The 11,778-nt window shown below is 70.4% G+C and carries 10 protein-coding genes; all 10 read left to right on the plus strand.

All coding sequences use genetic code 11. The features are described from left to right. The first annotated feature begins 197 nt into the window (after window positions 1–197). The 10 genes from ABJF88_14575 (at window position 198) to ABJF88_14620 (ending at window position 11,773) form a co-directional block, all read left to right on the plus strand. Entirely contained in the window at window positions 198–1,784 is a 1,587-nt protein-coding gene (locus ABJF88_14575; GenBank protein ID MEP0548157.1) for a TolC family protein, read from the plus strand. 58 nt (window positions 1,785–1,842) lie between these two features. Further along, window positions 1,843–3,060, plus strand: coding sequence for an efflux RND transporter periplasmic adaptor subunit (locus tag ABJF88_14580; GenBank protein ID MEP0548158.1), 1,218 nt, complete (start codon window positions 1,843–1,845; stop codon window positions 3,058–3,060). Between the two features lie 60 nt (window positions 3,061–3,120). Next, complete coding sequence (locus ABJF88_14585; GenBank protein MEP0548159.1) at window positions 3,121–6,447, plus strand: efflux RND transporter permease subunit; 3,327 nt, start codon at window positions 3,121–3,123, stop codon at window positions 6,445–6,447. A gap of 155 nt (window positions 6,448–6,602) precedes the next feature. Continuing rightward, window positions 6,603–7,250, plus strand: coding sequence for a TetR/AcrR family transcriptional regulator (locus ABJF88_14590; GenBank protein MEP0548160.1), 648 nt, complete (start codon window positions 6,603–6,605; stop codon window positions 7,248–7,250). A 164-nt stretch (window positions 7,251–7,414) separates the two neighbouring features. Next, window positions 7,415–7,618, plus strand: coding sequence for a hypothetical protein (locus tag ABJF88_14595; protein MEP0548161.1), 204 nt, complete (start codon window positions 7,415–7,417; stop codon window positions 7,616–7,618). Between the two features lie 50 nt (window positions 7,619–7,668). Next, entirely contained in the window at window positions 7,669–8,307 is a 639-nt protein-coding gene (locus tag ABJF88_14600; protein MEP0548162.1) for a porin family protein, read from the plus strand. Window positions 8,308–8,464: 157 nt separating this feature from the next. Next, window positions 8,465–8,842, plus strand: a complete 378-nt coding sequence (locus ABJF88_14605; protein ID MEP0548163.1) for an STAS/SEC14 domain-containing protein — start codon at window positions 8,465–8,467, stop codon at window positions 8,840–8,842. Between the two features lie 3 nt (window positions 8,843–8,845). After that, on the plus strand, window positions 8,846–9,991 hold the full coding sequence (locus ABJF88_14610) for a mechanosensitive ion channel family protein (protein MEP0548164.1): 1,146 nt from the start codon (window positions 8,846–8,848) through the stop codon (window positions 9,989–9,991). Window positions 9,992–9,998: 7 nt separating this feature from the next. Next, window positions 9,999–10,970 (plus strand): STAS/SEC14 domain-containing protein, encoded by a 972-nt coding sequence (locus ABJF88_14615; GenBank protein MEP0548165.1) that lies wholly within the window; start codon window positions 9,999–10,001, stop codon window positions 10,968–10,970. 101 nt (window positions 10,971–11,071) lie between these two features. Continuing rightward, window positions 11,072–11,773 carry a hypothetical protein gene (locus ABJF88_14620; GenBank protein ID MEP0548166.1) on the plus strand — a complete coding sequence of 234 codons (702 nt, stop codon included), beginning with the start codon at window positions 11,072–11,074 and terminating at the stop codon, window positions 11,771–11,773. Window positions 11,774–11,778: the final 5 nt, after the last annotated feature.

An 11,778-nucleotide genomic window follows, 5' to 3' on the forward strand; every position in this document is an offset into this window, starting at 1 on the left:
GGGGACTGAACGCGCTCAAAGTACGCCGGAGCGCGCGCAGAGAACGGGTCGTGGTGGATCTCACCACGGCGCAGGCGCAAAAGCCACCACGGGCGAGGGGTGGACCCCGGTACGATCAAACGAGCCGCTCAGCCGATTAAAGGGACACACCAGGACATGCTCCTCCAGGAGACGCCTCTTCCACGCGACCCGCTCTCATGCGCCGACTCTTTCCTCTCTTTCCCGCCCTCGTCGTGCTCGCGGCGTTCGCTACGAGCGCCACGGCCCAGGACATCGTGCCGCCCCGGCCGGTGGGTGCCCCCCTCGCCCTCAGCCTCGACGAGGCCGTCCTCATGGCGGTCGAGCGCAGCGAGGAGGTCGGCCTCGCCCGCTCGCAGGTGGACCTCGCGGCGGCCCAGACCCGGCAGGCGTACTCCGCGCTCTTCCCGCAGATCAGCGCCAACCTCAACTACACCCGCGCGATCCAGTCCTCGACCGAGATCGGCGGCGACGACACGGTCGTGGATCCGGCGCTGATCTTCGACCCCGACCCCACGGCTCCCCTCGAAGACCGGGTGACGTACCTCGAGGACAACGCGGGCAACGCGGCGCTCGGGGCGATTGGCGGCCTGTTCAGCGGGCTCCCCTTTGGCCAGAAGAACACCTACGCCGCCACGATCAGCCTCGGCCAGACGATCTACTCACCGCAGCTCGGCGCGGGCATCCAGATCGCTAAGCACTTCCGCGAGGCGGCGGGGTACAACCTCACCGAGGAGCTGGCCGACATCCGCCTCCAGGTGCAGCAGGCCTACATCCAGGCCCTCGTCGCGCAGGAACTCGTCGTCATCTCGCAGGCGGCGATCGTCCAGGCACAGAGCTTCCTCGATACCGAGCAGCTCCGGCTCACGGCCGGGACGAACTCCGAGCTCGAAGTGCTCCGCGCCCAGGTGGAGCTGGAGAACCTCCGGCCCCAACTCGTGCAGGCGCAGAACGCCGCCGAGCTCGCCGTGCTCGACCTCAAGCGGCTCACGAACCTCCCTTACGGCCAGCCCGTCGCGCTCACGACGCCGCTGACGCTCCCGGCCCCGGACGAACTGGAGAACGTCGCGCTCGACGCCGAAGCCCTCGTCTCGGGCCGGGCGGCGATCCTCGCAGCCGAGGAGCAGGTGGCCATCGCCGAGCAGCAGGTCCGCCTCAAGCGCGCCGCCTACCTCCCGAGCGTCTCGTTCCAGGCCAACTACGGCCGGCAGCTCTTCACCGAGGAGATCTTCGACTTCGGGGGCGAGTGGCGGCCGGACTTCACCGTCGGCGTCGGCGTCTCGGTTCCGATCTTCAACGGTTTCCGGCGCTCGGCCGAGGTGCAGCAGGCGCGCGTGGAACTGAGCCAGGCCGAGTTCCAGACCGCCCAGCTCCGCGAAGCCGTCCAGCTCCAGGCCGAGCAGGCGCTCGGCGAGAAGCGCCGCGCCCGCGCCCTCATCGCCGCCCGCCAGCAGACCATCGAGCAGGCCGGCCGGGTCTACCGCCTCACCGGGCTCCAGTACGACGAGGGCCTCTCGACGCCGCTCGAAGTCTCCGACGCCCGGCTCTCGCTCCTCCAGGCCCGCACGAACCTCGTCCAGGCCCTGGCCGACTTCTACAACGCCGACGCCAACCTCCTCCGCGCCGGCACCTCCACCGGCACCGGCGGCACGCTCGCCCTCCCCGACGGCCAGCTCATCCCCGAGCTCCCGCCGCTCGACACGACCCGCCCCACTACCACGGACACTGCGCCAACGCCCAACGTCCCGACGCCCGATGTGCCCTGATCCCCTCGCGCTCCTCGCCTTCGCGCTTCCCGCCACGACTTCCCCTTCGAGAGACTCCATGAACGCACTGCACACCGCCCGCCCTCGCCGCGCTTCCCTGACGCCCCTCCTCCTCGTTGCCCTCGTCGCGTTTGCGGCCTGTGGCGGTAGCGAGCCCGAGGTGGCCGACGAGGCCGAGCGCGCCCCGCTCGTCCTCGCCTCGACCGACGTGACCCGGATCGAGCGCGGCCCGATCAGCGCCGGCATCGCCATCACCGGCACGCTCGCTCCCTACCGCGTCGTCGACGTGAAGGCGCAGGTCTCCGGCACGCTCGGCTCCGTCCGCTTCCAGGAAGGCGACCGCGTGGGCCAGGGCACCACGCTGGCGACGATCGACGCCGAGGGCATCCGCAGCCAGGCCGCGAGCACGCGCGCTGGGGTGAGCGGGGCGCAGGCCGCGGTCGCGGCGGCCGAGGCGCAACTGGCACTCGCCCGTGAGCAGGCCGCCTCCGCGGCGTTCCTCTTCGAAGAGGGCGCGATGTCGCGGCTCGACAACGAGGCGGCGAAAGCGCAGGTCGAGGCCGCCGAGGCCCAGGTCGCGGCGGCGCGGTCGCAGGTGGCCTCGGCTCAGTCGCAGGCGACGGGGGCGAGCGAGCAGGCCGGCCGGACCGTCGTCCGCGCGCCCATCGACGGGGCCGTGAGCGAGCGGTTCGTCGAGGTCGGCGAGGCGGTGAATCCGGGGCAGAGCCTCTTCACGGTCGTCAACACGAGCGCCCTCGAACTCGCCGGGCAGGTGAGCGTGGACGCCGCCGCTCGCATCCGCGTCGGCGACCCCGTCGAGTTCACGATCGACGCCTACCCCGGCCAGCGGTTCACCGGCACCGTGGCCCGCATCGAGCCGACGGCCGACGCGAGCACGCGCCAGATCGGCGTCTACCTCCGCCTCTCGAACCCCGGCACCCTCGTCGGCGGCCTGTTCGCCACAGGCGTCGTCATCTCGAACACGATCGAGGAGGCGCTCCTCGTGCCTGAGTCCGCCGTCCGCGAGGGCGACGGGACGGCCTACCTCCTCGTCGTCGATGGCGACGTGATCGCGCGGCGCCCCGTGACGGTCGAGACGCGCGACGCGACGCGCGGGCTCGTGGCCGTGCGCGGGCAGATCGCCGCCGACGCGACCGTGATCGTCTCGCCCACGACCGACACCGTCTCGGGCGTCCGCGTCCGCCTCGCCGGGGATCGGGCGGCCAGTTCGGCCGCCGCACCCGTCAGCACCACCGTCCTCCCCGACAGCGAGTAGCCCAAGCGTTCCGCGCTCCCCCTACGGCTTCCCCTTCAGGCCTTTTAGCCTCCCGACCTCATGAGTGATTCCACGACGCCTTCCCCCAACGGCCACGACACCCCGCCAAAGGGGGCCGTCCCGCCTCCCGCCGCGACGACCGACGACGGCGCACCCGTCGACCTCACCCGGTTCACCGGCCTCAGCGGCGTCTCCATCCGGCGGCCCGTGTTCACGGCGATGGTGATGATCGGGCTCGTCGTGCTCGGCCTCTTCTCCTTCTCCGGGCTCGCCATCGACCAGTACCCGGACGTCGACATCCCGATCGTGACCGTGCAGACGGTCTACACGGGCGCGAGCCCGGAGACGATCGAGCGCGAGGTGACGCAGCGGCTCGAAGAGGCCTTCAACCCCGTCGCGGGCGTGGACGGCATCACGTCGGTCTCCCTCGAAGGCGTCTCCGTCATCACGGTCGAGTTCGAGCTCGGGACGGACGTTGACGAGGCCTCGCAGGACGTCCGCGCCAAGATCGACGCCGTCCGCCGCGACCTGCCGGCGGACATCGAGCAGCCAGTCGTACAGAAGTTCGACCCCTCGGCCGAGCCCATCGTCTCGCTCGCCGTCTCCTCGACGACGCTCCCGATCTCAGACCTGACGACGATGGCCGACGAGGACATCCGCCGCACGCTGGAGTCGGTGCAGGGCGTGGGCGAGGTGCAGATCGCGGGCGGGCTCGCACGCGAGATCCGTGTCGACATCAACCCCGAGCGGCTCCAGGCCCTCGGCGTCACCGTGAACCAGGTCATCGGCGCGCTCCAGGCACAGAACCTCGAGGCCCCGGCCGGGCGCGTCGAGCGCGGCAACCGCGAGCAGCTCGTCCGCGTGACGGGCCGCATCGACGACCCCGCGCAGTTCGCCGGCGTCGTCGTCGCCAACCGCAACGGGACGCCGATCCGGCTCGGCGAGGTCGCCACGATCCAGGACGCGACGGAGGAGGAGCGCTCGCTCGCCTTTGTGGACGGCGAGCGCGCCGTGGCCCTCGACATCCTCAAGGTGAGCGGGGCCAACACGGTCGAGGTGGCCGAGCAGGTCATCGAGGCCGTCCACGAGATCCAGGCCGCGCTCCCGGCCGGGACCTCGCTCCAGGTCATCCGTGACAACTCCGTGATGATCCGGCACTCGGTCGAGGACGTCATCTTCGAGCTCCTCCTCGGCGCGCTCCTCACGATCATCATCGTGATGCTCTTCCTCAACGACATCAAAGCGACGACCATCACGAGCCTCGCCCTCCCGGTGTCGGTGATCTCGGCGTTCATCGTGATGAACGTGCTCGGGTTCACGCTCAACATCCTCACGCTGATGGCCCTCTCGCTCTCCATCGGCATCCTGATCGACGACGCGATCGTGGTGATCGAGAACATCGTGCGGCACCGCGAGATGGGCAAGGACCACTTCACGGCGGCGGGCGAGGGCACGCGCGAGATCTTCCTCGCCGTCCTCGCGACGACGCTGACGATCGTGGCCGTCTTCGTGCCGGTCGCCTTCATGGGCGGCATCATCGGCAAGTTCTTCTACCAGTTCGGCGTGACGGTCGCGGTGGCCGTGCTCGTCTCGCTCTTCGTCTCGTTCACGCTCACGCCGATGATGTCGGCGCACTGGGGCGTCGAGCCGCACAAGGCCGAGCACGGGAAGTCGAAGAACCCGATCAAGAACTTCATCGCCGCCTTCAACACGTGGTTCGACCGGGGGGCCGAGAAGTACAGCGGCCTCATCGGCTGGGCGCTCGGGCACCGCAAGGCGGTGATCGTGCTCGCCATCGCCTCGTTCTTCGCCGCGCTCATGCTCTTCCCGTTCATCGGTGGCGGCTTCATGCCGACGACGGACGACGCGGAGTTCGCCGTCCAGTTCGACTCCCCGGACGGCTCCAGCCTCGCCTACACCCGCGAGAAGGCCGTGCAGATCGGCGAGGTCGTCGGCGAGATCGAGGGCGTTGACTACACGTACACTACGGTCGGCGCGGGCGCGACGGGCACGGTCACCGGCGGCAACATCTTCGTCAAGCTTACGCCGTCGAGCGAGCGCGAGTTGAGCCAGCAGGAGCTGATGGTCGTGGCGCGCGAGCGCCTGAAGCCGGTCTTCGGCGTGGACATCTCGGTCCTCGCAGCCGGCGGTCTCGGCGGGGCGACGGCCCCACTCGCCGTCGAGGTGCGCGGGCCGGACGTGGAGGGCTTGCAGGCGCTCTCCCTCCAGGTCGAGGACGCGGTGGCGAACGCTACGGGCGTCGTGGACGTCACGAACTCGCTCGGCCAGCCGCGTCCCGAATACCGCATCGAGGTCCGCCGCGACCTCGCCAACGAGCTCGGCCTCGACATCGGCGCGGTCGCCGCGACGGTCCGGCCCGTCCTCGCCGGGCAGACGGTGACGACGTGGGAGGACCCCACGGGCGAGGAGCGCGACGTGGTGCTCCAGGTCGCCGCCGAGCAGCGCCGCTCGGTCGAGGACATCGCCCGCATTCCGATCGCCACGAGCAACACGGCGGCGGGCGGCGGCAGCATCACCGTCCCGCTCTCGCAGGTGGCACGGATCGTGGAGGGCACGGCGCCCTCGCAGATCGACCGCAACGACCTCCAGCGCGTGGCGACGATCTCGGCCAGCAACGTGCCGGAGCTCTCCATCTCCGAGGCCTCGGCCAACATCGAGACCGAGCTGGCGAAGGTGACGCTCCCGCCGGGCTACTCCGTCCGCCTCGGCGGCGAGACCGAGCAGCTCGCCGAGACGACGGGATACGTGATCCAGGCGATCCTCCTCGCCATCATCCTCATCTTCCTCATCCTGGCCTCGCAGTTCGAGTCGATCTCGCAGCCGTTCGCCATCATGATGTCGCTGCCGCTCTCGCTCATCGGCGTGCTCCTGGCCCTCCTCATCACGGGCGACACGCTCAACATGATGTCGATGATCGGGGTGATCCTGCTCTTCGGCCTCGTGACGAAGAACGCGATCCTGATCGTGGACAACATCAACGAGCGAAGGCGCGAGGGCAAGGACCGCTGGACGTCCGTCGTGGAGGCCGGGCAGGTCCGGCTCCGCCCGATCATGATGACGACGCTGGCGATGATCGCGGGGATGCTCCCGATCGCGATCGGCATGGGCGAGGGCGGCGGCTTCCGCGCGCCGATGGCCCGCGCCGTGATCGGCGGCCTCATCACGTCGACGATGCTGACCCTGCTCGTGGTGCCGGTGGCCTACACCTACTTCGACGACTTCGGGGGGTGGATCAAGAGCCGGTTCAGCGCCGACGCCCGCGCCGAGCGCAAGGCCGTCCAGGCCCAGCGCGCCGAGCACGCCGCCGACGAGCGACTTGCCAACGAGCCGGTGATGGGCGATCCGGTCCTGAGCCCCGCGCTCTAACCCCACCACGCACTGAGGCCCACTGTGCCTAGCTCCGCGTCCGTCCCGTCCTGGTTCATCGTGTTCGTGGCGATGCCCGTGCTGACCTCGTTCTTCGGGGTACTCCGTGCGGCCTCCGCCCGCCTGTCTCGCTAACACAACCGACTCCTCTTGCCGTGCCCGTTCCCGCACCCGTCCCCGTCTGGCGTCACCGTGAGCAGGAGGCCCGCCGCGCCAGCCTCCTGCTCGCCGCCCGAGCCGTTTTCGCAGAGCGTGGCTACCACGAAGCGACGGTCGAGGAGATCGCAGCCTTGGCCGATATCGGGAAGGGGACGGTCTACCTCCACTTTCCCGAGGGCAAAGCAGGCCTCCTGGAAACCGTCCTCGACGACCACCTCGCGGCGCTCCGTGGGATCGTCGTCCGGACCTTCACCGAGGGCGAGGGGGCCGTCCGATACCGGTTTTGGACGCTCGCCCTCGCCGCCGCCACGTACTTCCGTCGGAACCCGGACCTCCTCCGGGTCCACGTCCGCGAGCTGCCCCGCCTGCTCGCCGACGCCGAGGTCGGGCCGGTCGCCGAGTGCCTGGCCCGGCTCACCGACGAGTTGGTCGACGTGGTCGCTCCCGTTCTCCAGGAGGACCGTCTAACCTTGCCGAGCCGCGTCGCGGCCTACCACCTGCTGGCGACCCTCTTCGGCCACCTCATCGCCCTCGGGCTTCAGACCGGCCCCCTCGACTGCGGCACGCCGCCCGCCGAGATCGCCGACACGCTCGTGGCGCTCGTCTTCGACGGGATCGCGGGACACCGCACGGGCGGGGGGTGACACAGCGGATGAACCGGATACCGTGTGGTCCGATCCACCACGCGCCGGGGGTCCGCGCCACCACGCCAGGACGGTGGCTCCCGCCACGACCGAGCCCTCGGCCGCCCCGTTGAACGGGCAGGGACCGGGACACACCCGGATACAACCACTCGCCGGACGCCGCCATGTGCAAACCGCTCTTCATCATCACCGCCTCCCGGCCCACCACACCGGGTCACGGTGCGGAGACGCTCTCCTCGTTCGCACGTGCCCTCGGCCGCTTCGGGTATGCCGATCTCACCCACCCAACCATGGACCAGGTCGCCCCTCTCACCACGCTTCACGTCGCCATCCCTGAGCGGGATGGCAGCACGTACCAGACACTCTGATTCCCCGAGGACCCATGCACCCCCTACGCTCCCGTGTCTCCCCTCGAATCGTGACCGGCCTCGTCGCCCTCGCGCTCTTCGCCCTCGCCGCCGACTCGGCCCAAGCCCAGCGCTACGGCAGCCCGCCCGTCGCCCAGCGCGCGGCGTACTCGTCCCTCTCCGCCGGTGTCAGAGCCGGGCTCAACCTCGCCACGCTCTACGGCGACGACGTGGACGAGGCCGGCAACCGCACCGGCTTCAGCGGCGGCCTCTTCCTGACGTATAACCTCACGCCCGTCTTCGCCATCCAGCCGGAGATCCTGTTCTCGGCGAAGGGAGCCGAGATCGACGCCGACGGCTCCTCCCCGATGGGCGTCGGCGAGCGGGAGTACACGTTCGGCTACCTCGAGCTCCCCATGCTCGCCCGCGTCAACGTACCGGTCCAGAGCCCGGCCCGGCCCTACCTCGTCGCCGGCCCTTCGCTCGGGATCAAGCTCTACGGTGAGCTCGACGAGGAGGACCTCGATGAGACCCTCAAGGGCAGCGACCTCGGCATGGTCGTCGGCGGCGGGCTCGACTTCAACCTCGGCGCGCGGAAGCTCGTCCTCGACGCCCGCTACACGTTCGGGCTCAACGACGTGTTCGACGTCAGTGGCGACCCCGAGGCGAAGAACGGCGCGCTCACGCTCTCTATCGGCGTCGGGCTCTAGCCCACGCCCCCGCTACACGGTCGCCCTCTATGCCCGCATACCCCCCGCTTCCCAGCCCCCAAGCCGGGCGCGGGCGGGCTGGCCCCGTCCGGTTCACTACGCCGGGCCGGGCCAAGGGCGGCCACCTTTTTTCCCACGCTCTGAAGCAGAGGCCGCGATGATCCACCTGCTCGCTCCCCCGTCATCCCCTGTGTTGAGCGTTGAGTTCGCCGACTTCGTCGGGTCGCAGGAGCACCGCCGCTTCCTCGCCGTCCTCCGCCGCGCGGTGCGTGCGCACGGGCGGATCGACCTCCTCCTCGACGTCTCCCGCCTCCGCGCCATCGACGGCGGCATCGTCACGGCCGGGCAGGCCTTCGCCGCCACCGATCCGCACGCGATACGGCGGCTCGCCGTCGTCGGTGACCACGACTGGGCAGCGTGGGTGGTCGTGATGGCCGGCCGGTACCTCCGCACGCGCCCGCGCTGGTTCCGGCCGGCCGACCGTGCCCTCGCCGAGCAGTTCGTCCAGTTTCCGAGCCTCACCGTCACCTCCTGACCGATGCGCTCGCTCCTCCACCGGTTCTTCAGCGACGACCTCCTCGCTCACTCCGTGCTCGGCGCGACGGTCGAGGACTGGTCGCTCCTCGTGCTCGCGCTCGTCGCCACGGCGATTCTCCTCGCTGGAGCGCGGCGGCTCATCGCGTGGCGCGTCGAGCGCATGGCCGGGCGGACGATGACGTGGGGCGAGCAGGTCGTCACGAACGTGCTCGAGCGGACGCGGAGCTACTTCCTCTTCGCCTTCGCCCTCTACCTCGCCGCCCGCCTCATCGGGTGGGACGAGCGCGGGCTCGACTTCACCGCGGGCCTGTTCACGCTCGCCTTCCTCCTCCAGAGCGGCCGGTGGATCACCGGGCTCATCACGCTATGGATCGAGCGCTACAAGAAGCAGCACATCGAGGTCGACGCCGCGAGTGTGACGAGCATGCAGGCCGTCGGCATCCTTGCGCGAATCGCCGTATGGGCTATCATCGGGCTCATGCTGCTCGACAACCTCGGCTTCGACGTGACGGCCCTCGTCGCCGGCCTCGGTATCGGCGGGATCGCGATTGGCCTCGCCATGCAGAACATCCTCGGCGACCTCTTCGCCTCGCTCTCGATCGTGCTCGACAAGCCGTTCGTGATCGGGGACATGCTCGCCGTCGGCGACGACCTCGGGACGGTGGAGTACATCGGGCTGAAGTCGACGCGGGTGCGGAGCCTCTCGGGCGAGCAGATCGTGTTCTCGAACGGGGACCTCCTTTCGAGCCGCGTGCGAAACTACCGGCGGATGACGGAGCGGCGCGTGGTCTTCGCTTTCGGTGTGACCTACGCCACGGAGCACGCCACGCTCGAGGCCATCCCCGGCGTCGTCCGTGCCATCATCGAGGCCGAGGGCGAGGTGCTCCCGCCGGTCCGGTTCGACCGCGCCCACTTCAAGAAGTTCGGCGACTCGTCGCTCGACTTCGAGGCCGTGTACTACGTGCTCGACCCCGACTACGGCCGCTACATGGACGTGCAGCAGGCCATCAACCTCGCCCTCGTCGAGGCCTTCGAAGCGCGCGGCATCGACTTCGCCTTCCCGACGCGGACGCTCCACGTCGAGCAGGCTCCGCCACTGACCGTCCGCAGCAGCACCGCGAACGGGAGCTCCACCCCCGAACCCTGATTCCGCCATGCTCCGACTCCGCTCCGACCAAGACGACTCCGGCCTCGCCGTGCTCCACGTTGAGCCCAGCGGGGAGTTCAGCGCGCAGGACTTTAGCACGTTCCTCGACGCGCTCCGTCGCTACGACGGGTGCGGCGGCGCCCGTGTCCTCCTCACCCCGGACGGACTCACGGGGGTCGAGACGGACGCGCTCTGGGCACGGTTGCGGGTCGCGGTGCCGCCCATCGTCTGCCGCGTAGCCGTTGTGGGGGACCGCCCATGGGAACGGCGCTACGCCCGCGTCGTGGCCTCGGCGCACGGCGTCCCCGCGCGTTACTTCCCGAGCGTCGAGCACGACGATGCGTCCCGCTGGCTGTGCTCCGAAGTGCCAGAGCCCCAGCCTGACCTCGCCCCATCGGGCGCGGTATCCGAGACGCCGCCCGCCTCCGCCGACCCGGCCGACGCCGCCCGCATCGACGCCGTCTACGACGCGCTCGACCTCCTCGTCAAGGACACGCTCGGGGTCGTGAGCCCGTTCGAGCACGCGTTCCTCGCGCGGCTCCAGTGGTTCTCCGGCACCCTGGCTTATCTGTGGTGGCAGGAGCACGAAGGGCTGGAGGACGTGCTGGGATCGGGCCGGGACCGGCTGCGGGCCGATCCGGCGCTGGCGCAGCGGATGGAGTTCCGCCACCGCGCGCTCGTCGCGCTCGTGGAGGCCGCGCTCGAACGGGAGATGGCGGCGGGCCGTCTGCGATTTGGCGATACGGCCGAGCTGGCGCCTCGCCTCCTGCACGCCGCCTTCGTGGTGTGCTCGCTCGCGGTGGAGGGGGCTGAGCGGGGAGACCTGTTCCGCGACAAGCTTCGCGCGCACGCCGCCGTCCTCGCCCACCTCCTCTTCGACCGCATCCGGGCCGTGAACGCTCGGCCGCTGGCCACACGTGAGGGCGCTCTGCCGGGCCTCGCAGCGAGCCTCCTACCGACTGCCTCACCCTCCGTGTAAACCCCGGGGTGGCCAGCGCACTGGCCCCTCACGCCCGCACCACCGCCCGTCTGTGCGGGCTGCCGTGCTACCCCTCCTGACCCCCTTAGCCTCGCCCTTCCATGATCCGATTCGCCTTCCTCGCCATCACGCTCCTCGCGGCCCCGGCCGCCCGTGCGCAGTTCGGCTCCGAGGCCAGCATCACCTACTTCGGCGTCGGCGGCAACGCGCTCGACACCGGCAACCTCTCCGACCGCATCGGCGCCCGAGGCTACGGGTCGCTCGAACCCGGCGGCGTCGGGTTCGCCACGGCCCGGTACCAGTTCCGCGGGCGGCTCGTCGGTGGGATCGAGGGTCATACGACGCAGCGCGACGAGGCGAGGAACGGCGCGTTCGAGGCCTCGCTCTCCGGCCGCTACGCCACGCTCAACGTCGGCTACCTCGCCTACTCGACGGAGCGGCTCAAGCTCTACCCCCTCGTCGGCGGCGGCTACGGCGACCTCACGCTCCGGCTCTATGAGGACGCCACGGATCCCGATTTCGACGGCACCCTCGACAATCCCCGCCGCGGCTCCTCGCTTTCGAGCCGGGGCTGGCTCCTCAACGCCGGCCTCGGCGGCGACTTCATCGTCCCGATCCGCAAGAGCGAGGACCACACGCGCGGCCTCGCCTTCGGCCTCCGCGCCGGCTACCTCCTCGACCTCTCCAGCGGCGACTGGGAGCAGTTTAGCGAATTCGGTGTGGACGGCGGCCCCGAGGCGAGCCTCGCCGGGCCGTACCTCCGCCTCCTCATCGGCTTCAGCTCTGTCGAGGCGGGCCGCTGACCGCG

It is taken from the genome of Rhodothermales bacterium (assembly GCA_039944855.1).
Classification (GTDB): Bacteria; Bacteroidota; Rhodothermia; order Rhodothermales; family JANQRZ01; genus JBBSMX01.

Bases quoted from the DNA above. Each gene is read 5' to 3' on its own strand.
- ABJF88_14585 (MEP0548159.1), top strand. From the start codon at position 3,121: ATGAGTGATTCCACGACGCCTTCCCCCAACGGCCACGACACCCCGCCA.
- ABJF88_14580 (MEP0548158.1), top strand. From the start codon at position 1,843: ATGAACGCACTGCACACCGCCCGCCCTCGCCGCGCTTCCCTGACGCCC.
- ABJF88_14610 (MEP0548164.1), top strand. From the start codon at position 8,846: ATGCGCTCGCTCCTCCACCGGTTCTTCAGCGACGACCTCCTCGCTCAC.
- ABJF88_14575 (MEP0548157.1), top strand. From the start codon at position 198: ATGCGCCGACTCTTTCCTCTCTTTCCCGCCCTCGTCGTGCTCGCGGCG.
- ABJF88_14615 (MEP0548165.1), top strand. From the start codon at position 9,999: ATGCTCCGACTCCGCTCCGACCAAGACGACTCCGGCCTCGCCGTGCTC.
- ABJF88_14620 (MEP0548166.1), top strand. From the start codon at position 11,072: ATGATCCGATTCGCCTTCCTCGCCATCACGCTCCTCGCGGCCCCGGCC.
- ABJF88_14605 (MEP0548163.1), top strand. From the start codon at position 8,465: ATGATCCACCTGCTCGCTCCCCCGTCATCCCCTGTGTTGAGCGTTGAG.
- ABJF88_14595 (MEP0548161.1), top strand. From the start codon at position 7,415: ATGTGCAAACCGCTCTTCATCATCACCGCCTCCCGGCCCACCACACCG.